Below are 19788 nucleotides of genomic sequence, written 5' to 3' on the forward strand. Positions count from 1 at the left end.
TAACGATCAACAGGTCATTTGCGTTTCTGTCCGCTTCCATTTAGCCAGTGACAACGCCTTTTGCAACGCACGGGCCTTGTCCAGCGTCTCTTGATATTCTCTGTCAGGGTCGGAATCGGCCACAATCCCCCCACCCACGTGGAAAAAGGCCTTTCCTTGATGACATACGATCGAACGGATCACCATGCTCAGGTCAAACGACCCCCGGACATCGATATAGCCGAGTCCCCCTGAATAAATGCCGCGTGCCACCGATTCCATTTCATGCAAAATTTCCATGGCTCTGATCTTGGGAGCTCCCGTCATCGATCCCCCCGGAAATGCCGCTTCAATCACATCCAGCGAAGAACGTTCCGCGGATAGCGTCCCTTCGACCGTTGACACTAGTTGGTGGACGGTGGCATAAGACTCGACTTGCAATAGCTTAGGAACACGAACGGAGCCCGTGTCGCAAACTCGTCCCAAGTCGTTCCGCACCAGATCGACGATCATCACATTTTCCGCGCGATCCTTGGGATGGGTCTCAAGCTCCCGCATCAACCGCCGATCTTCCCCCACTTCTGCGGCACGTGGACGCGTTCCTTTAATCGGCCTGCTTTCCACCACCCGGTGTTCATCCATACGCAAAAAACGCTCAGGAGAAGAGGAGACCACCGTCCATTCCCCCAATCGTAAATAAGCGGCGAACGGGGCCGGATTGATGTGTCGCAAAATACGGTAGAGAAGGAACGGATCCTCCGCATAATCCGTTTCAAATTGATAGGTATAACACGCTTGATAAATGTCGCCTTGGCCGATATATTCTTTGATCCGCCCTATCCGCTCACGGTACGAGTCCGGAGTCACCGTCATGCGAAAGGTTTCTTCCTGCTCCGCCGAAGCCGCCTCCGGAATGGAAAGCGGAGAGGGAGGTTGCCGCATCGCTTCACGCAACTTGCCCATCCACGTCGCCACGGTTCGCTTGGCCAAAGCCGGATCCCCCTCATATAGGTGACTCACATAGGCTTTCTCTTCCAGATGATCGTATATCAGCACTTGGTCGACATACATCCAGATCATGTCAGGTGCTTGGGTGGGGTCAAGCTGATGGACAGGCACTTGTTCCAGATAGCGGTTGCACTCATATCCCACGTATCCGACCCACCCGCCTACAAAAGGCAACGGGGGCTCGATCCCCATATGGCATCGAGTGGAATCCAATGCTCGCCGCAACATGGCGAAAGGCGATTCTTCCATCCGCTTTCGCACTCCGCCCCCGTCCATCCACTCCGTTTGGCCATGCTTGCTCCGCAAGATCAACTGCGGTTGGCCGCCCATCATGGAATAACGACTCAATCCTGTGATCAGGCGGGAGCTGTCCAACCAAAACGCATAAGGCTCCTCCTGATACAATTCTGCAAAAACCTGTTCCAAATCAATCGGAAATGGAATTTCCTCTATCAGCCATTTCATCGCATTCTCGCCTTTCTTGTAATCAACCCGTTCTATGTATGTTTTGCCCAATTCCTCTCATACTAAGCGGGAGGTGATACCTGTGTATGAGGGTAGAACGTTTGACGAATTAAGCATGCTTCCTTTATCGCAGTGGACCATGGAAGAATTGTCTTATCATCATTTTGTGATGGCTCAGATGTCCCCGTTGATGAACGTGCAAGGGATCAGTCTGCACCATGACCTTATCAGGGAAATTGAACAGCGCGGTGGTCTGGCCGCCATTCAACCGGATCAACCTTTTAAATGAATGTCCCGTCCACATGAAAAAACACCCGGGTTGACCGGGTGTTTAACCATCAAAATCGAGCGAAGGGGTGGATTAGTTTCCTGTCTTGGGCAATTGTTCCGACGGCTTCGTTGGATTGACTTTCACTTGTGTAAACGTTTCTGGAGCCGCTTGAACTTTTTTCTTGTTCACCTTCGCCCCTGGGGCCGTATAGGTATAAACCGTTAGGTAAGGACCCGCCATTTTAATCTTGATCAAAACGGGCTTATTGAGGTTATTTCTGAACTTGAAATCGGGCCCGCCCCAAGAAACCGTCGCATCCCGTCCTTTGGGCACATAGGTCACTTCGGCGCTATGGTGATTGACTTGCACCATTTTCAGCCCGGCTTCATCCACACTGTTAAACAAGGTGGACGATACTTGGCAGATGCCTCCGCCGATGCCTTCTGTAAACTCACCCTTCACAATCACACCGGCCGTTTTATAACCGCGCTTGGCCGTGCGTGGACCCACAACCGCATTAAAGGAGAACTTCTCACCCGGCATGAGGATGAGTCCGCTGATGGCTTTGGAAGCCAGCTTCATATTGGTCGTCCGGTTCACGTTCCCTGGATCAAACTTGGTGCCGTATTTGCCGATTAGCTTTTTATCCACATTTTTGATATCTTCCGTTGTGACAAGTGGTTTCAACGTGATCGTCGGAATTCGTTGCGGTTTATTGATCAATGGCTTGATATTCTTCAGCCACGTTTCCACCTTTTTCACATCCACCTTACGTCCCGGTTCTTCCGGCGTAATCTGGGCACCCAAGCGTGTGGTTTCCGCATTTTTCGGTTCCACATTCACTTGCTTTTGCACGGTGTCCAACCAAGCGCGCAACTTGCCTTGGTCAATCGTGTTTTGGTTTTTGCCGTCATAACCGATCGTGTTCAAGTCAAGCTCAAACTTTTGGTCATCCAAGTACAGCTGGAACAGGTTGGGCTTCTTGACCGGTTGCACTTTGGGCGTATCCGCCACAGCGGTGGATTGTTGCTCATAAGCGAAGGCGCTGAAGCCCACCGCGCCCGCGATTACCATCGTTGAAGCGATCGCGGCCACCAACAGTTTCTTCGGTCTCGGAGTGCTGCGGATTTCCCGTTTCACCGATTTGAACACGCCCGTATCGTCCGGCACTCCACCCGCCTCGACAGGAACTGGTTCCGCTTGTGTCGGAGCTTTTTGGGCTTCTTCAGCCGCTCGGGTCTCTCTTTTTTCAAATTCGGCGATATCCTCGCTGAAATCAACCATCACAGAGGCAGGCGTGGAGACCGGGGCCTCCTTGACTAGTTGGCGCTCTTCCGCCGCTGATACCACTTCTTCCGGTTGATTTTGCACGGTCTCTTCTGTTTCTGCCGCCAAGGCCTCATCCGGCGCCGCATCTGCTTCTTTCTTTTGCCCAATGGTCGGCGCTGCTTCACCATCCGTGTCCCATTGGCCAAAAATCTTAAGCTCCATCGTGTCAAACGCACGATCGTGCGATGATTCTTCTTTTGCCTCTTCTGTCACTTCCGCTTTCGTCTCTTCCTTTGCACCGGCAGGTTGGGGATCGTTTTCCCCCTTCACCTCTTCTGCATGCCCGCTATTTATTTCTTCCGTCACTTCATCAACCGGAGCGGTTGGCTTCATTTCGGCATCAGGTTCTGGCGCCGCGGCCATTTGCTCATCACTTTCATGGTTTGCCGGCGATTGCAACTCTTCTGCCGCATCTTTCTTCCCTTCAGGCAACTGCTCTTCCATCGGTTTTTTACTTTCCACTGAAACTCTCTCCCTATCTGATGTAAATCGATTGAAAAACATTTGGTTTTGAGACTCCATTAAGTTGCCTGGTCATTTAAAAATCATATGAATAATTGCAGTGCTTTACGATAAACGTTTGAAAATGGTTTTTCATTCACTTGATCCGCTGTCATCCAAGACCAAGATGAAGGCAAAGGAGAAGCCCATTCGCTTACTTCACCTTGAATGACCGTTACCTTCCAATGCTGATGACTGAAGATATGCTCAAATTTCCCCGCTACTTTTATATTCGTAACATTCAACCCGTTTTTGTCACAAAACAGGTGTGCTTCCTGCATGGATTCTTCCTCAGCGACTTGGATGGTCGGCAGTCCCCACATGCCCGCAAGCAGGCCTTCATCGGGCCGCTTTTCAATCAGGGCCCGCTGACCTTGAGACAGCCACAACATCACCATTTTCATCTGTTTTGGCGGTTTTGCTTTCTTTTTCCGCGGAAGTTCTTCTTCAATCCCCTCCGCATATGCATTACAGACAGAACGTAAAGGGCAGAATAAACATTGAGGTGACGATGGCGTGCATATGAGTGCACCTAATTCCATCAGTGCTTGGTTGAAATCACCCGGCACATTATTCGGAATCACTTGCAGTGCGATATGCTCCATCTTTTTTCGGGTTGAGGCCAGCGCGATATCATCCGTCAGCGCAAACAGACGTGAAAAGACGCGCATGACGTTTCCATCGACCGCTGGCGCTTTTTTGTTGAAAGCAATGCTTAAAATCGCGCCAGCCGTGTATGGGCCAACCCCTTTCAGTTTGGAAATGGTTTCTAGATCATCAGGAACTTGACTTCCATATTTGGCCGATACTTCTTTCACTGCAGCATGCAAATTCTTAACGCGCGAATAATACCCTAACCCTTCCCACGCCTTGATCACTTGTTCTTCTGGTGCTTGAGCCAAGTCATCCAGTGTGGGAAATTGTTCAATAAAGCGCTGAAAATAGGGAATAACAGTATCAACACGGGTTTGCTGAAGCATGATTTCCGAGACCCAAATCTTATATGGATCTTGATTCTTCCGCCAAGGAAGATCCCGTCGATTGCGATAATACCAATCGAGGAGTTCCCGCCCAATAACCTGAACCACTTCCTTATCTATGGTTAGATGATCTTTTTTACCCAAACCCTTTGCCTCCTTACACTGAATTACCGGCAAAGTCAAAGGAAGTGTAAGCGCAATCCCTTATTAAAAAGATTGGTTATATACATCATACACCGTTATTCCAACCAAAGGATATAGACAGATTTTTAACATTCCTTAAGAAATCAGTGCTTGCAGGATATGATAAACGAAAATACCGTGTTTTGTTCCGCCCTGATTGGGTGAAAGCTTTCCAAGATGAAGAGTATGAAGCTACTCGTTGAAACATGTCGAAAACCCACGATTCGGATTTTCGCTGCGTTCCCCGATGGCCCGTGGAGCCAGCTCATGAATGCATACCTTTCTCCATCGCGATGCGCATCAGCGTGGCCTGTTCTGCTCTCTCCCATGTCGCCGCATGAATCATTTCCCCGATGAGCCCTGATTGATCGTGATTTGCCTAACTGGGATCGCGGGCATGCAGGTCTTTTTCAGTTTGGGAGGTGCTTGCTCCACTCCACATCCATTTGAGCGTCATACCAAATACAACAATCTTCACTCCTTCTCAAGGAAGTTTTCACCCATCACACTAAAAAATCTGTTAGACTTTTGTAGAAGTCTCTATCACCACTTTACTGCAGAAAAACCTGTTTGAAGCGGTTGATATTCCCAATGACAGAAAAAAATATATAAAATCCATTATTTTTTAGGGGGGATGGTGAATGGATACGGCCACCCACTTTGTGATGGGGATTGGACTGTTTGGCTTGGCACAACTCGATCCCACCGTCGGTGCCAATCCTGACAACGCGCAAGCAATCCTCTTGGGTACGGTGATCGGGTCCCAAATGCCTGATTCGGATACGATCTATCGCATTCGTGGCAACGCCACCTATATTCGACAGCACCGTGGCTTCAGCCACTCACTGCCTATGCTGATCATCTGGCCCAGCCTCATTGTCGCCGCACTGCATCTGTTCTTACCCGGCGCCAACCTGGTTCATCTCTGGTGGTGGACCTTTCTGGCTGTCTTCATCCATATTTTTATCGACCTGTTTAATTCTTATGGGACACAGGCTGGACGCCCATTTACAAAAAAATGGATCGCCTTTCACACATTGGCTATCTTCGATCCCTTTATTTTTGCCATTCATTTGGCAGGTTTTCTCCTTTGGTGGTTTTTCCCAAGCCGAATCGGATTTCTCTTTCTCATCATCGATTTGATCATTGCCGTCTATATCATCATCCGGCTATGGATTCGCCAACAATTAATCCAGGTAGTACAGCAAAACCATGGCAATCGGCCCGGCCGGTATACATTGATCCCCACTGGCAACTGGTCCCGTTGGAAAGTGATCGCCGAATTTGCGGAAGAAGTCCATTTGGGGGAAATTCGAAGTAACCAGCTGTTGTGGACGGGTAAGATCTCCACGAAGGGACTTGATCATCCAGCCACCAAACAATCCCAAAAAGCGGAGCCCATCGCGGCTTTTTTGGACTTCACTTCCTTTGGCTACCCTGAAGTCCGCAAGCGTCCATACGGTTATGAGGTGAGATGGATCGATGTGCGGTATCACTCCAAGAAACATTTCCCATTTGTGGCAGTTGCCCTACTTGACCAAGAATATAACATTTTTTACTCTTTTGTAGGGTGGATCAGCCAAGAGCAATTAGACAAGAAAGTCAAAGAGTCCTTGCCGTCCGTATGAACGATAGCGAACAAACCGATGGCGCGGCCATAAGGTTGAAATAAACTTTTGCGTTACGGAGGTGCACGTCCTTAACCATGCAACAAGAAACCTCGACAACCCTACAACAGCAGGTTTCCTCGGTGGGCAATTTCGCAACGGAAACCAAAACCCTCTTTGCCAAAATCATTGAAAATCCTGTCCAATACGTCTTGCTCCCTATCGGAGAGATTATGCTCATCATCTTGCTGACGGTGATCGCCCTCCGCTTTATTGATCGATTGATCGATAAGGTGTTTGAACTGAGCCGCATCGAAAGCAAAAAAGCCAATACCTTGCGCAAATTGATCAAATCCATCTCGCGTTACGGCATCTACTTTATGTCAGTGCTTACGCTATTGATCAATCTTGGCTTTGATCCACTGCCGGTCTTGGCGGGTGCCGGAATTTTGGGGCTGGCCATCGGGTTTGGGGCGCAAAACTTAGTCCGCGACATCATCACGGGTTTCTTCCTCATTTTTGAAAGCCAATTGGAAGTGGGGGATTTCGTGGAGATTAACGGGCAAATCAACGGAACGGTTGAAGAAGTGGGGTTGCGCGTCACCAAAATCCGCGAGTTCAACCAACGGCTTCACTATATCGCCAATGGAAACATCACGCAGGTGACCAACTACAACCGCGAAAAGATGCGGGCGATTGTGGCTGTGACGGTGCCATATGAATCCGACTTGTCCGTGGTAAACGAGGCATTGGATCAAGTATGCAGTTCCATCGCCAAACGCTATGCCCCTTATCTCATCGAACCACCTGAGGTGATGGGCATCACCCGGATCGACCAAACGGGGGTGGAGTTTACCGTCACCGCATTAAGCGAACCGGAACAACATTGGTCCCTCGAACGGGAGATGCGCAAGGAAGCGGTTATCAGCTTGCATAAGCAAGGGATTCAGATCGCTTATCCACGCAGTGTGATTTACAGTCCCGACCAGCTGGAACAAGCGCAGCTGGCCGCCAAAGTGAAAAGTTGAAGCTGCACACCCACCTCCCCTTTTGCCTGAAAATGAAGGCGAAAGAGGAGGTTTTTTTTGCATATAAAAACCCCCAACCGCAATCACACGGCAAGGGGTCTCACAATGGTTTTCCTAAAATAATGTCCGCTCCACAATCGCCATCACCACGACCACACCCACCGCAATGCTGATCCACAAAGCCGTCGCTTTGAGATCGCGCATCAACACGCCATTTGCATCCACGGCGGCGACACGTTTTTCTCTTATTTTCTTCTTAGCCAAGAGGAGCGCCTCCTTTTCATCTTCCATTCATTATGATGATCATATCACATTTTGCTCAACCCGACTTCATATTATCTAGCGTATCCCACAAATAAAACGTCACATAGCTGCGGTAAGGCGCCCATTCTTCCCCCAATTTCCGCACTTCCGCCTCCGATGGCTGATGGTCAAGCCGGTAAACACGCTTCAGCGCATTGCGCAAACCAATATCGGCCGCGGGCAATAAATCGGGGCGTCCCAAGCCAAATAACAAGACGCATTCCACTGTCCAACGTCCAATCCCTCTGATGGGCAACAACATCCGCAAGACTTCTTCATCGTTTAGCTCCCACAGCGAGTCCAGGTCCAATTCCCCATTGGCCACCAGTCGGGAAAGATCAATGACATACTCCGCTTTGCGTCGATTGAATTGGAGTGCTTGCAGATCTTCATACTCCAACCGGGCCGCTTGTTCCGCCGTGGGAAAAAGAGGCCATTCCCGTCCGTGGAAGGACACTTTTCCGCCGGCCCGTTCCTGAAAACGCCGGATCAACGTCGCCGCAAAAGAAACATTGAGCTGTTGGCCGATGATCGTTTTAATCAAACATTCATACAAACTGGGTTCCAACACAAAGTGCATCCCCTCCCGGGCCGCAATCACAGGCGCCAAGACGGGGTCCCGCCCCATCTGTTCATAAAACGGAGTCAAATCGACAGCGGTGCTGAACATCCGGGACAACGTTTGCTTTAAGGTTTCTTGTTCACCTTCGGCCAGACTCCCCTCGATTTTCACATGCAGCGCTTTTTCTCCCTTGACCGGCCCGATCGTGCACAGGAGCGGTCCGCGTTTGCCGTGAATGGTGCGGGACAATCGTTCTCCCGCCGCAGCAAAACTGCTCTTCTCAAAGGTACGCAATCGTTTTATCGTTTTTTCAAAGGAATAGGGGTAGTTTAACGGCAAAAAAAATTCCACAAAGCCAACTCCTTCTCAATGAAAATTATTTCACGCGTATTGATTAGCTACTCTCTCGAATCAGCTCAAACTCCTTTTGTCCCACCGGCCGATACAATGTCACCAACTTCATCAGGCTCGCCCTTTCCAGTTAGTGTTTATTGTACCATGGAACCCGTTTTCACACGATTTCAAAATCATCGTCACTTTTTGTTCAGAACACAAAGGTTCCCATACCATCAATGCACGTTATAATTTCATCATGAAAAAAACAGCCTAGATCATTTCTAGACTGTACCCTACAATCGCAGCGAATGCTGAAGCGCTCCATTTAAAATCGATTGTTCAGAAGCGTCTAAGCCATATTACTCAACTACTTCGACACGGACATTTCGCTTGACTCCAAACGCCCGTGCTTCAGCCACGCTGTTCATATATAGATCAATCCGCTTACCTCGGATCGCCGATCCCGTATCTTGGGCGATCCGGTAACCAATCCCTTCAATGTATACACGCGAGCCGATGGGGATTACTTCAGGGTCCACCGCAATCGTCACTCCTTCAAGAACCGGTTGGCCACTGGAAGTAATCCCGTACCCAGGCTCCCCTGCTTGTTTGCCCGTTGATTCCGGTCCCGCTGTATAAGCGGTTACGATAAATTCACCCAACTGACTGCCACGCGTCATCACAGGCACATCAGGAGCGGAGTCCCTGTCGCTGCTTTGCTCCTGGTCCGGCGCCGCTTCAGCTTGCCCCGGAATGCGCAATACCTGACCAATCCGGATAAAATCAGGGCTCATCAACCCATTTGCTTGCTGAAGTTCCGCTACGGTTGTCTCGTGTTTTCGTGCCAGCTCGGTTAATGTATCTCCTTTTTCCACCTTAATTTTCATGTAAGCTTCTTCGGCTTTCACCTGCGGACTGGCCATCAGCGCCATACCGATCGTCAAACATAAGGCCAATCCCCAAGCGGTGCTTCCCATCTTTTTCATGGCTTGGATCTCCCCTCTATTTTGATAGATTGCTAGAGTTGGTATCCAGTCTAGACAGGAGACGCCGATTTTATACAACAAAAAAACGGGCCATTTAAGCCCGTTTTCGATAATTACCTCCAACGAGATCAACCAACACCCGCAAAGGTCCGCCTTTCAGCCAAACCACCGCGGCTGAAAGCATCCTTTTCATGATCGTCCATTCCGATGCCTGGGCTTTGCTTCTTTCATCCCAAATGGGTTTACACAGACAACGCCGTTCATATTGCGTATGAATCATGATGACACTCAACATAAACATCAAACCGACCTGGGGGGCGATGATCGGGTAATCATACATGCCATGTCCCAATAAGGCAATCGTCAACGAAAGCAACATCCCCGCAAGCCGCTTCTCTTCTTTCTGGTTGGCCTGCTTCCGCCACCGGCGAGCCCGGCGAATGGTCATGAAGACAAGGGCCAAGAACAGGCCAAGTCCAATAATCCCATATTCACTGGCCACTCCGAGAAAAATATTATGGGCATGCCAAACATAAAATCCGGCGATTTTGGCGAAAAGCTGTCCAAAGTGCAATGGCAAAACACCAAACAACCAGTTTTCCTTAAAGATGTCAAGCGCCGTCAGCCACACTTTAAGACGAACTTCAATGGTGGCGTACAGCGACTCTTTCCTGGGAATGAATTGCGGAAAGAGATAGACGAACAGCAGAATCGCCAAAGTAATGGTCACTGTCCGTTTACGATGTCCCGTCATCCAGAGTTGGACGATCATCCCGATGACAAGGCCTACCCATGCCCCGCGCGATCCGGTGCACCAAATTGCCGCACAATAAAGGACAAACACGGCAAAAGCTCCGATTTTTTGCCACGGCTTCTTTAAAATCGACATAGCATAAATGCTCATAAGGGCGAAACAGATAAGCAATGCCGCGGCTAAGTTGGAGTTCCCCGATGTCCCCACACTCCGTACCGAATGCTCAGATTCCCAACGATGATCACTGTAAAAATCCATCAGCGGTCCCAGCAAGTTATTGATCACATGCCAATCGATTTGTTGAATGATCACAATCAGGGCGACATAAAGACCGGCCAACCAAAAAATCAGGTAGGCTCGTTGCACCTCCGGCCAAGACCATTTGACCACGTGACGAACCCATTGGGATAGCAAAAAGTAAAGACCAAACATTACAATGGGGATAATGCCGATCGGCACCCAGTAAAACCAAGATGGATTGTAAACCCAGCTAATGCAAGAAAGAACGATAAAGCCAATATAGATTTTCTCCGGCCATTCATTAACCGTCCACTTGTCCCGGTATGCCGCCAACATGAGGATCCCGACGATCGCCAACATGACGGGCGGCAAAAACGTGGACACAACAATGGATATGAACAATCCCAGCATCAGCCAGTTTATTGCAGTACGATTAATCACCTTCAAAAGTATAAACTCCCTTATTCAGAAGTTTTCACCCCATTATTACCCAATTTCACCATATTGTTCGCCACTCCACTCTTCTTATTCCTTAGGTGCGGGCAGAGGTAAACCTATTTTATTCAAATTCGATTCTATCCTTTTTCTTTCCCTCTTTTTTTCTACAAAAAAAGGAAATGGTCATAGAAAAGGTAGGGTAATTGGGACAAAATCCTTAACCTGTATCACCCTACCATAGTGTCTAATATAACCAATGTGTGTGCAGGGGTCAAATGTCAGAAGTATTTAATGATAATCAATATCATTTTCATTGACGATTGAAAAACATTCTCATAGAATGAAATCAGAAGGAATTGTACGGTTTTGGGTTAAATTTCAAATGGAGGCGATACTGTTGGCTCAAGGTCTTACTACCCAACAATTAACATTGTCATATGGTGCATCCGCCATTATCAAAGAATTGGATCTCACCATCCCTCATGGCAAGATCACGGTTCTTGTGGGAAGCAACGGTTGCGGCAAATCCACCTTGCTTCGGTCTTTGGCCCGCTTGCTTAAACCGGCGGCGGGTCAAATCCTCCTTAACGGGAAAGAAATCAACACGTTGTCCACCAGAGAGGTAGCCAAACAATTGGCAATCCTGCCGCAAGGGCCGGAAGCACCGGAAGGGCTAACCGTCCTCCAATTGGTGAAACAAGGGCGCTATCCTTACCAATCATGGGCTCGCCAGTGGTCAAAAGAAGATGAGGCCAAAGTGAACTGGGCCCTTGAGAAGACACAGCTCACAACGCTCGCCCATCGCCCTGTAGACGACCTGTCTGGTGGACAACGGCAACGTGCTTGGATCGCGATGACGCTCGCGCAAGATACGGACATTATCCTGTTGGATGAACCGACCACGTATCTGGACTTGACGCATCAGATTGAAATCCTCGACCTGTTGTACGAGTTGAACGAAAAAGAAAAACGGACGATTGTCATGGTCTTGCATGACCTCAACCTTTCTTGCCGTTATGCGCACCACATGATCGCAATTCAAAATAAACAAGTCTATGCCCAAGGAGCACCTGAACAAATTGTAACAGAAAAATTGGTGCAGGATGTCTTTCAATTGCAATCGATGGTGATGACGGACCCGATTGCCGGTACCCCTTTCTGCATTCCTTATGGCAAAGGAAGGGATTTATCCGCGCATTCCTCTCTTGCCATGGGCAAATAGGGGCGCCGGCAAGCTAAGGTGCACACAGCTTGGCCAGACACGCATTAGCATTAGCAGGAAGTTACTCCGCGCCCAGCGGAGTTTTTTCATTTTGATCCCCCAAATAACGGGGGGTCACTTTCGATTCGTTAACCTTCCCATCAACCAGCCCCACTTGATAAGCAAAAGCATGTTCCCTAGAGCTGACGATGGCATGGAGGCCCTCATCCACATAATGCAACGCAACCCCATCATCACAGGCCCAGCCCGGTTTGATGAGCCCCGACCGCAATAACCGGTGATAGGAAGTCCGCCAACTCGCTTCACTGTCATAATGGGGACAAAAGCTTCCCTCAAGCAAGCCCAAGGCGGGCAAAGCGGATAATCCACCCAGGTTGGAATCAGTGACACACGAAGCAAACCAGCAATTGGCGCCTGCGCTGAGACCGGCCAGGACCACTCCTTGTCGCCACGCTTCCCGCAAGATTTCGTCGATCCCCCACTCCCGCCAAAGCACCAACATATTGCGGGTATTCCCTCCCCCCACATAGATCACGTCTTGCGATAAGATAAAATCGCACAAATCGGTTACTTCCGCGCGAAACAGAGACAGATGGGTGGGGTGGCAGGCTTCTTTAGCGAAAAAGCGGGTGAACCGGCGAATATAAGAGCGCGCATCTCCGCTAGCTGTCGGCACAAAACAAATGCGCGGCTTGGCCACACCCGTCTGTGCCAAAATATAGCGATCCAATAAGGGATTTTTCGGTTCCATGGAGAACCCGCCCCCGCCCATGGCAATGATTTGTCTTTTGCGCCGCATCTTAACCCTTCCTCTCACAGCGGGGAGTGATCACATTTTTCTTTTTCACGTTCACCACTCCTGCGCTCGTCAGGCGCACTTGGGGCAGGTGGGTGGAAGAGAGGAACTGCAAGGTGTAGATCGGATCAAGGAACGTGTAACCGGCTTCATTCAACCGCTCCACCAACCCCTGGCAGAGCGGGATCAGCTCATCCACGGTGAGATCACTCATCGTACCCAAAATCGGCAGCGGAAGCTCAAATCGGACCTCTCCATCCTGCAACCAATAGATCCCACCATTCCGCTCCAACACATGGTTGGCGGCTTTGGCCATCGCTCGGGCGTCCCGACCGATCAACAGCAAATCATGGGTACAGGTGTAGCTGGAAGCAAAGGCGTCAATCCGTCGTCCAAACCCCCGCACATAGGCACCGGTTATCCATGTTCCATGCCGATCAATCATAAATACGGCCAGACGGTCATCTTCATCCGGAAGCAAGCGGAAATCGCGGGAAAGCGGGACGGGTTCGAGTGACAGTTTGGTAATGACCGCATTGACCAAATTGATGACGGGAACGGTGCCCTCTTCCGTCTGCGCGACAATCAACTCATCCGGCGCAATCTGAAACGTGCCTCCCCAAGCTTGTGCCTTCACCGGAAGGGTCGGTGCCTGGGTGGCCGGCCGGATCCATTCCCCCTCGTTTAACACCCCGAGCGGCGTCGGCTCAACCAGTGAAGAGAGCAGATTGATATCCGCCAAACGCCCCGGTGCGATGCTGCCGATGTGTTCATCCAACCGATAATAGGTGGCCGGATTGATTGTGACCATCTGGTAGGCATGGATGGGATCCACACCCTGCTCCAAGGCCAACCGCAAGAGATGGTCGGTGAAGCCCTGGGCCAAGAATGCGGGGGTGGCTCCATCGGTGGTCATCATGAGACGATGCCAAGGAACATCGTCGTATTGCAGTAATCCCTGCAACAATTCCGGCAAATCGGGGCGGATTGAGCTATGACGCAGCGTCGTCATGTAACCCAGCTCCAACCGACGCCAGATTTCCTGGGCGGTGATACTCTCATGATCCCCAGTCACCCCCAACGCGGCCAAACGGGAAAGCGTACGGTAAGAGGCCCCCGGCGCATGCCCCTCAATCCGCTTTCCCTGCGCCCTGGCATGCAGCAAGCAGGCATTCATTTTTTTATCCCCCAACAACAGGGGCATCCAATCGGACAGCTCGCCCGCTTGCACAACATGCGGGGAATTCAAAATGGATTGCACCCGTTCCTTGGCGAAGATCGTCATTGCTTCGTCTTCGTTAAGGAGCGTTTGGGAATCCAGCCTGCCCCACCAGAAAAACTTCACCGGCGAGGATTGAAGCTCATCAAAAAGCGTCAGCAGTTCGATTGTCTCCAACTGCATAAAGAAGGGCAGCGTATCGCAAACCAATGCAGTTGTTCCATGTTGCACCGCCTTCGACGCCAGAGATAGTGGGTGATAAATCTGGCAGGGGTGGGCGTGCGGCTCGATATAACCCGGTACCAAAACGCGTCCGTTCGCATCATCCACGGCCACAGACTCGTCAAACAGCAACCCGCTTTCCTCCAGGGAACCCACATAAGCGATCCACCGGCCAGCCAAGGCGATATCTTTCTTTTCCAAGCGCCCTGTGTGTACATTCAACACCTGGCCCCCACGGATGACGCGAGAGGGCGGCTTGCGACCCATCACCACATCCAACAGGGTTTGGTGCTCTGCAAATGTTTTTGTGACCACGTTCGTTTCCTCCTTCAAGTGTGTTTGAGCCACGCCCTCCTAGTCAAAACCTGGCAACTTCCGCTCGCATAGAACCGTCTGTAAGGCAACAGACTAATCCCGAGCAGCTAAGCAGCGAAAGGAGGAGGTCGTTTTATGAAGCAAAATGTTGGCACGGTCGATGCACTCTTGCGAATCACTTGCGGCTTGGTTGGACTGGCTTGGTGTGCGGCCAAAGGCCGTCGCAACTTCCCCTATATGATCGCGATCATGTCAGCGATGAAAGTGGCAGAAGGAATCATTCGCTATTGTCCCATGCTCGATATGATGAATAAACGCACTTCATAAATTCACCACTTGTCGAAGTTTGCGTACAGGGAGATCGGGGCTCATATATTCATCAATCAACGATTTCCCTGTCAAATGATATTGACACAGGCATTCAATATACAAATAGAATAAAAATATAAAAAAATGAGTGCAAATCCCTTGCCTATATTCAGACTTTTTTGTATAATAGTTTCCAAGAAACTTGGTTAGAAAGTTGGTTGCAGATCAAACTATTTTCAGAGTATTGAATTACTTTCGACATCCATCTCCTCTCCCCTCCTAATGGTTTGGAAAATCGATATATTTCGGGGAAACTGACTCTACCAACCAAACGCCATTGACGGTACGATAAAAAGAGATAACCATCCTGCGCCATCTCTTGGGCCCTTAACTCTAAAACAACGGTTGTCCATTGCGCATTCCGGTCCGGGTGGTCGTTTCATAACTGTAAGTCAGATGCACATCGTGACGCTGTTGTTTCTTCAGCCCTCCTTGGCCTTATCGGAGCGTAGAAACGTTTGGCAGTACCGTGAAACAGTTTGTTTGAGGGGATGTTGGCTCATATCCTAATTCAATATCTACCGAATGACCATGGTTGGCCCGCATGCTTTTTCCATCTTCACTCAAGCCGAAACGCTGTTTGTCGTTCAAGGCGATCCTGGCATCAAGTCGATGGGTTTGCTGAATTTTTGACAAGCTTCAAGCAGATTCCCTACCTCTCTCAGCCGGCATGATCGAGTTGGATGTTGATTAAATCCGGTCTATGCCTTAGAATCAAACTTAGAAATTTACTTAACTGAATGAGTTGTTTAGCTTTTCTCTGCATCAGTCCATCACATCCCAGATGAAATTTTAGCCCAAATCATTGAACATACGCAAACCGCAACACATTTGCTTAAGCTCTTTCTCTTCAATTTAGCATATCGAATCGACAAAAATCGAATATTAACAATCTTGCATACAAAATTCGTCATTTTTTATCAAAAAAAGAAGGACATCTTGTAACATGGCGTCGAAAAAAAGAAATATAGATTTTTCCTGAAGAGTAGTGGCAAATGAAGAGCAACATGGTAGAATGAGTTAAGAGGATGCGAACATACGATCGGTAAAAGAGAACGACACAACACCATTAAGGAGCGTGAGTGCAATGTCTCTTAGCGAAATGGAAAAAGAAACCGTGATTCAATTTGACGAATCCACTAACCTTGCTACTGTTTATACTGCTAGCTGGACAGTTGCTCGTTCCTTGAAAAAAGCAGGGTACCAACCAGTCAAGAAATCACAAGGTGGTTGGTGGTTTAAAATCCCAGTCAACGGCATCAGCATTCAAGGTGAAAAAGAGACGACAAAAATCGGTTGACTCACGACCGATGAAGAACAACGAGCCCATGATGAGTAGGCTCGTTTTTTATAAAAAAAGCCGACCCTTCACACACGGAGTCGGCTTTTTGTGCTATAGCGCTTTGGCGGCGATATCGGTGCGGTAATGCATATCTTTAAACGAAATCGTTTTTACCTGCTGGTATGCTTTGTCCCGTGCATCTTTAATATCGGCGCCCAATGCGGTCACGCCCAATACGCGGCCCCCAGCGGTGACGATCCCGCAATCCCGCCGTTTCGTTCCCGCATGGAACACGACAACACCATCCGGCACGCTCTCCAAACCGGAGATCGGCCATCCTTTTTCATAGGAGCCTGGATAGCCACCCGCCGCCAAAACCACGCAGACCGCCGCCTGCTCACTCCAAGAGAGGGAGAGTTCGTCCAACGTACCGGAGATGACGGCTTCCATCACCTCCACCAAGTCGGTCTCCAACCGCGGCAAGACGACTTGGGTCTCGGGATCGCCAAAGCGTGCGTTGAATTCAATGACCTTGGGCCCTTCTGCCGTTATCATCAGGCCCGCATATAAGACCCCTTTATACTCGATCCCTTCTTGGCGGAAAGCCTCATGCATCGGCCAGAGTATGGTATCGATCGCTTGCTCCACCACTTCCGCCGGGATTTGCGGCACAGGCGAATAGGTCCCCATTCCCCCTGTGTTTGGCCCTTTGTCCCTCTCAAACGCCGGCTTATGATCTTGAGCCACCACCATGGGTTTCACCGTTTTTCCGTCTAAAAAGGCCATCAACGAAACTTCTTGACCACTTAAAAACTCTTCGATCACCACTTCATTGCCTGCTTCGCCAAAAACCTTCTCTTCCATCGCCTCGGCTATGGCCCGCTCAGCCTCCGCTACCGTCTGTGCGACGACAACCCCTTTTCCTGCCGCCAGACCATCCGCTTTGATTACGATCGGCGCCCCTTGTTCGCGCACGTAAGCCTTGGCTTCTTCAGCATTTGTGAAGGAAGCAAAAGCCGCGGTGGGAATGTTGTGCTTTCTCATCAGCTCTTTGGCAAACCGCTTGCTCCCTTCGATTAAGGCCGCCTGTCGCCGCGGACCGAACGCTTTGAGCCCTTCTTGCTCAAAGCGATCCACTACGCCAAGCAACAAGGGCACTTCGGGGCCAACCACTGTTAAGTCCACCCGCTGTTCTTTCGCAAACGCGACCAGTCCGTCGACATCCTCCACCGCGATGGGCACACACGTGGCCAATCCGGCAATTCCCCCGTTGCCAGGCGCACAATAAATGTCTGCCACTTTGGGGCTTTGCTTCAATTTCCACACGATGGCATGTTCCCGCCCACCATTGCCAATCACCAAAATACGCACTGCTTGTCCCCTCCCATTTTCTCTCTAAACAGAAACACACGCCCACACCTGAACTTTTGCTATGGCAAGATCAAACTCAAACCGAATAGCCCCACCGTCACCAACAAACAGATAAACGACCATTCTTCACGATAGAAAAAACGTTTCCGACTGCGATAAGCTGCGTCAGTTGTCAGCACACCACCGACGATGAGGGCGATCATAAAGAAAACTCCGCTGGCTGTGCGCAGATGCATTTGCCAGACTTGGAGATTAAAATCATAAGAAAGGTAGGATGTAATTCCTGTTAAGAATATGGCAACGGCCATCCAGCCGATCGCCCACGCGAATAGACGCATAAGGACCCTCCCTTAGCTTTTATCATAGTATACGCATAGAAGGGTCCCACGATACATAAAGAACAATCTTAGTGTTTAAAATGACGCAATCCGGTGAAGATCATGGCAATGCCATGTTTGTTCGCTTCCTCAATCGACTCTTGGTCACGAATCGAACCGCCCGGCTGGATAATGGCGGTAATACCCGCTTTGGCCGCTTGTTCGACCGTATCCTTCATCGGAAAGAAGGCATCCGATGCCAACACGGCCCCTTTCGCTTCCGCCCCCGCTTGGGTGAGCGCGATCATGGCCGAACCGACACGGTTCATTTGCCCTGCGCCCACTCCCAGGGTCCGGGACTCTTTAGCCACAACAATCGCATTCGATTTGACGTGTTTGACCACCTTCCAGGCAAAGAGGAGCTGTCTCCATTCCTCTTCACTCGGAGCACGTTCTGTCACCACTTTGCAGGCGTCTATTGCCACTTGCGCAAGATCCGCCTCTTCCACTAACGCGCCTCCGCCAACCGATTGCAGTTTCAGGCTCTCTTCCGGCGCCGCTTGGAAGGCGTCCCCCAACTCCAACAGCCGCAAGTTCTTTTTCGCGCTGAGAACGGCCAGCGCTTCCGGCGTAAAAGAGGGAGCCAAGATGATTTCCAAGAAAATCTCTTTCATCTGCATGGCCGTTTCTTTGTCGATGGGACGGTTTGCGGCCACAATGCCCCCGAAGATTGACACAGGGTCCGCTTCATACGCTTTTTGGTAGGCGGCGTGGATTGTTTCGCCGATTCCCACCCCACATGGGTTCATATGCTTTACCGCCACGACGGCAGGTTCGGCAAACTCACGCACGAGTTCCAGTGCCGCATTGGCATCATTAATGTTATTATAGGATAATTCTTTCCCATGCAATTGTTTGGCGGAAGCGATCGTTCCCGCCGCCGCCAATGGTTCACGGTAAAACGCCGCCTGTTGATGCGGATTTTCCCCATACCGTAAATCTTGCTGTTTGTTGTAGGTCACGGTCAATTGATCAGGAAAGGGGATATCCAACAATTGATTAAAGTAACCCGCGATCAAGGCGTCATATGCCGCTGTGTGTCCAAACGCTTTCGCGGCCAACAGCCGGCGCGTCTCCAATGTCGTGTTGCCCGTGCTACGCAATTGGGAAATCACTTGCCCATAGTCACTGGGATCAACCACAATCGTAACATATTGATGGTTTTTGGCAGCGGACCGAACCATGGATGGACCACCGATGTCAATGTTTTCAATGGCTTCTTCCACTGTCACGCCAGGCTTCTGGATGGTTTGTTGAAAGGGGTAAAGGTTGACCACCACAAGGTCAATCGCTTCAATCCCGTTTTCCTCCATCGCTTTGACGTGCGAAGCCAAATCGCGAATCGCCAAGAGTCCGCCATGAATCTTCGGATGCAACGTTTTGACCCGCCCATCCATGATCTCCGGAAAATGGGTCACTTCCGAAATACCCGTTACCGGAACGCCCGCCGCCGCCAAGGTGCGATGGGTCCCCCCTGTGGAGATGATTTCCACTCCAAGCTCAGCCAATTCTTTAGCAAACTCAACAATCCCTGTTTTATCTGAAACGCTGATCAGTGCGCGACGAATACCACTCACCTGTATATCCTCCTGTTCCTCATTGCTGGAGATGTTCAAAAAGCGATGCGGGCGAATGAGCTTACTGA

At 50.0% G+C, this 19788-nt stretch carries 18 protein-coding genes; 6 read left to right on the top strand and 12 right to left on the bottom strand.

From position 1 onward, the window contains the following. Positions 1 to 6 precede the first annotated feature (6 nt). Positions 7 to 1452, bottom strand: a complete 1446-nt coding sequence (pabB, locus tag ACFQNG_RS06170; RefSeq protein WP_379864016.1) for an aminodeoxychorismate synthase component I — start codon at positions 1450 to 1452, stop codon at positions 7 to 9. A gap of 82 nt (positions 1453 to 1534) precedes the next feature. On the opposite strand from pabB, the gene ACFQNG_RS06175 reads away from it, so the two are divergent. Next, the gene (locus tag ACFQNG_RS06175) at positions 1535 to 1741 is read left to right on the top strand and encodes a hypothetical protein (RefSeq protein WP_379864017.1); all 207 of its coding nucleotides are present in this window, start codon (positions 1535 to 1537) and stop codon (positions 1739 to 1741) included. A 72-nt stretch (positions 1742 to 1813) separates the two neighbouring features. On the opposite strand, the gene ACFQNG_RS06180 is transcribed toward ACFQNG_RS06175, so the two are convergent. Together ACFQNG_RS06180 and mutY are read right to left on the bottom strand one after the other, a co-directional pair. Beyond that, a complete protein-coding gene (locus tag ACFQNG_RS06180) occupies positions 1814 to 3514 on the bottom strand; it encodes a VanW family protein (RefSeq protein ID WP_379864018.1) in 1701 nt (566 codons plus the stop codon). Positions 3515 to 3597: 83 nt separating this feature from the next. Then, positions 3598 to 4677, bottom strand: a complete 1080-nt coding sequence (mutY, locus tag ACFQNG_RS06185) for an A/G-specific adenine glycosylase (RefSeq protein WP_379864019.1) — start codon at positions 4675 to 4677, stop codon at positions 3598 to 3600. A gap of 680 nt (positions 4678 to 5357) precedes the next feature. Between mutY and ACFQNG_RS06190 the strand changes: the two genes are divergently transcribed. Next, entirely contained in the window at positions 5358 to 6344 is a 987-nt protein-coding gene (locus tag ACFQNG_RS06190) for a metal-dependent hydrolase (protein WP_379864020.1), read from the top strand. 122 nt (positions 6345 to 6466) lie between these two features. Next, positions 6467 to 7351, top strand: a complete 885-nt coding sequence (locus tag ACFQNG_RS06195; RefSeq protein WP_379864021.1) for a mechanosensitive ion channel family protein — start codon at positions 6467 to 6469, stop codon at positions 7349 to 7351. A gap of 114 nt (positions 7352 to 7465) precedes the next feature. Here ACFQNG_RS06195 and ACFQNG_RS06200 read toward each other — a convergent pair whose 3' ends face one another. The 4 genes from ACFQNG_RS06200 to ACFQNG_RS06215 form a co-directional block, all read right to left on the bottom strand. Further along, positions 7466 to 7615, bottom strand: coding sequence for a hypothetical protein (locus ACFQNG_RS06200; RefSeq protein ID WP_379864022.1), 150 nt, complete (start codon positions 7613 to 7615; stop codon positions 7466 to 7468). A gap of 55 nt (positions 7616 to 7670) precedes the next feature. Then, on the bottom strand, positions 7671 to 8567 hold the full coding sequence (locus ACFQNG_RS06205; RefSeq protein WP_379864023.1) for a DNA-3-methyladenine glycosylase family protein: 897 nt from the start codon (positions 8565 to 8567) through the stop codon (positions 7671 to 7673). A 344-nt stretch (positions 8568 to 8911) separates the two neighbouring features. Beyond that, the gene (locus ACFQNG_RS06210) at positions 8912 to 9538 is read right to left on the bottom strand and encodes a 3D domain-containing protein (RefSeq protein ID WP_379864024.1); all 627 of its coding nucleotides are present in this window, start codon (positions 9536 to 9538) and stop codon (positions 8912 to 8914) included. A 94-nt stretch (positions 9539 to 9632) separates the two neighbouring features. Beyond that, positions 9633 to 10973, bottom strand: a complete 1341-nt coding sequence (locus ACFQNG_RS06215) for an O-antigen ligase family protein (protein ID WP_379864046.1) — start codon at positions 10971 to 10973, stop codon at positions 9633 to 9635. Positions 10974 to 11367: 394 nt separating this feature from the next. Between ACFQNG_RS06215 and ACFQNG_RS06220 the strand changes: the two genes are divergently transcribed. After that, complete coding sequence (locus ACFQNG_RS06220; protein ID WP_379864025.1) at positions 11368 to 12192, top strand: ABC transporter ATP-binding protein; 825 nt, start codon at positions 11368 to 11370, stop codon at positions 12190 to 12192. A 61-nt stretch (positions 12193 to 12253) separates the two neighbouring features. Here ACFQNG_RS06220 and ACFQNG_RS06225 read toward each other — a convergent pair whose 3' ends face one another. After that, complete coding sequence (locus tag ACFQNG_RS06225; protein WP_379864026.1) at positions 12254 to 12991, bottom strand: Type 1 glutamine amidotransferase-like domain-containing protein; 738 nt, start codon at positions 12989 to 12991, stop codon at positions 12254 to 12256. A gap of 1 nt (position 12992) precedes the next feature. Further along, positions 12993 to 14744: an adenine deaminase C-terminal domain-containing protein gene (locus ACFQNG_RS06230; protein ID WP_379864027.1), complete on the bottom strand. Its 1752-nt coding sequence runs from the start codon at positions 14742 to 14744 to the stop codon at positions 12993 to 12995. 135 nt (positions 14745 to 14879) lie between these two features. On the opposite strand from ACFQNG_RS06230, the gene ACFQNG_RS06235 reads away from it, so the two are divergent. Continuing rightward, positions 14880 to 15071, top strand: a complete 192-nt coding sequence (locus ACFQNG_RS06235) for a YgaP family membrane protein (protein WP_379864028.1) — start codon at positions 14880 to 14882, stop codon at positions 15069 to 15071. 1129 nt (positions 15072 to 16200) lie between these two features. Continuing rightward, positions 16201 to 16413: a hypothetical protein gene (locus ACFQNG_RS06240; protein WP_379864029.1), complete on the top strand. Its 213-nt coding sequence runs from the start codon at positions 16201 to 16203 to the stop codon at positions 16411 to 16413. A gap of 93 nt (positions 16414 to 16506) precedes the next feature. Here the strand turns inward: ACFQNG_RS06240 and purD are convergent, their stop codons facing one another. From purD to purH, 3 genes are all read right to left on the bottom strand, one after another. Beyond that, positions 16507 to 17766: a phosphoribosylamine--glycine ligase gene (gene purD / locus ACFQNG_RS06245; RefSeq protein WP_379864030.1), complete on the bottom strand. Its 1260-nt coding sequence runs from the start codon at positions 17764 to 17766 to the stop codon at positions 16507 to 16509. 59 nt (positions 17767 to 17825) lie between these two features. After that, positions 17826 to 18104, bottom strand: a complete 279-nt coding sequence (locus ACFQNG_RS06250) for a hypothetical protein (RefSeq protein WP_379864031.1) — start codon at positions 18102 to 18104, stop codon at positions 17826 to 17828. A 68-nt stretch (positions 18105 to 18172) separates the two neighbouring features. Continuing rightward, a complete protein-coding gene (purH, locus tag ACFQNG_RS06255) occupies positions 18173 to 19720 on the bottom strand; it encodes a bifunctional phosphoribosylaminoimidazolecarboxamide formyltransferase/IMP cyclohydrolase (RefSeq protein WP_379864032.1) in 1548 nt (515 codons plus the stop codon). Between the last annotated feature and the right edge of the window lie 68 nt (positions 19721 to 19788).

This window comes from Laceyella putida (assembly GCF_042665195.1).
In the GTDB taxonomy this organism is placed as follows: Bacteria; Bacillota; Bacilli; order Thermoactinomycetales; family Thermoactinomycetaceae; genus Laceyella; species Laceyella putida.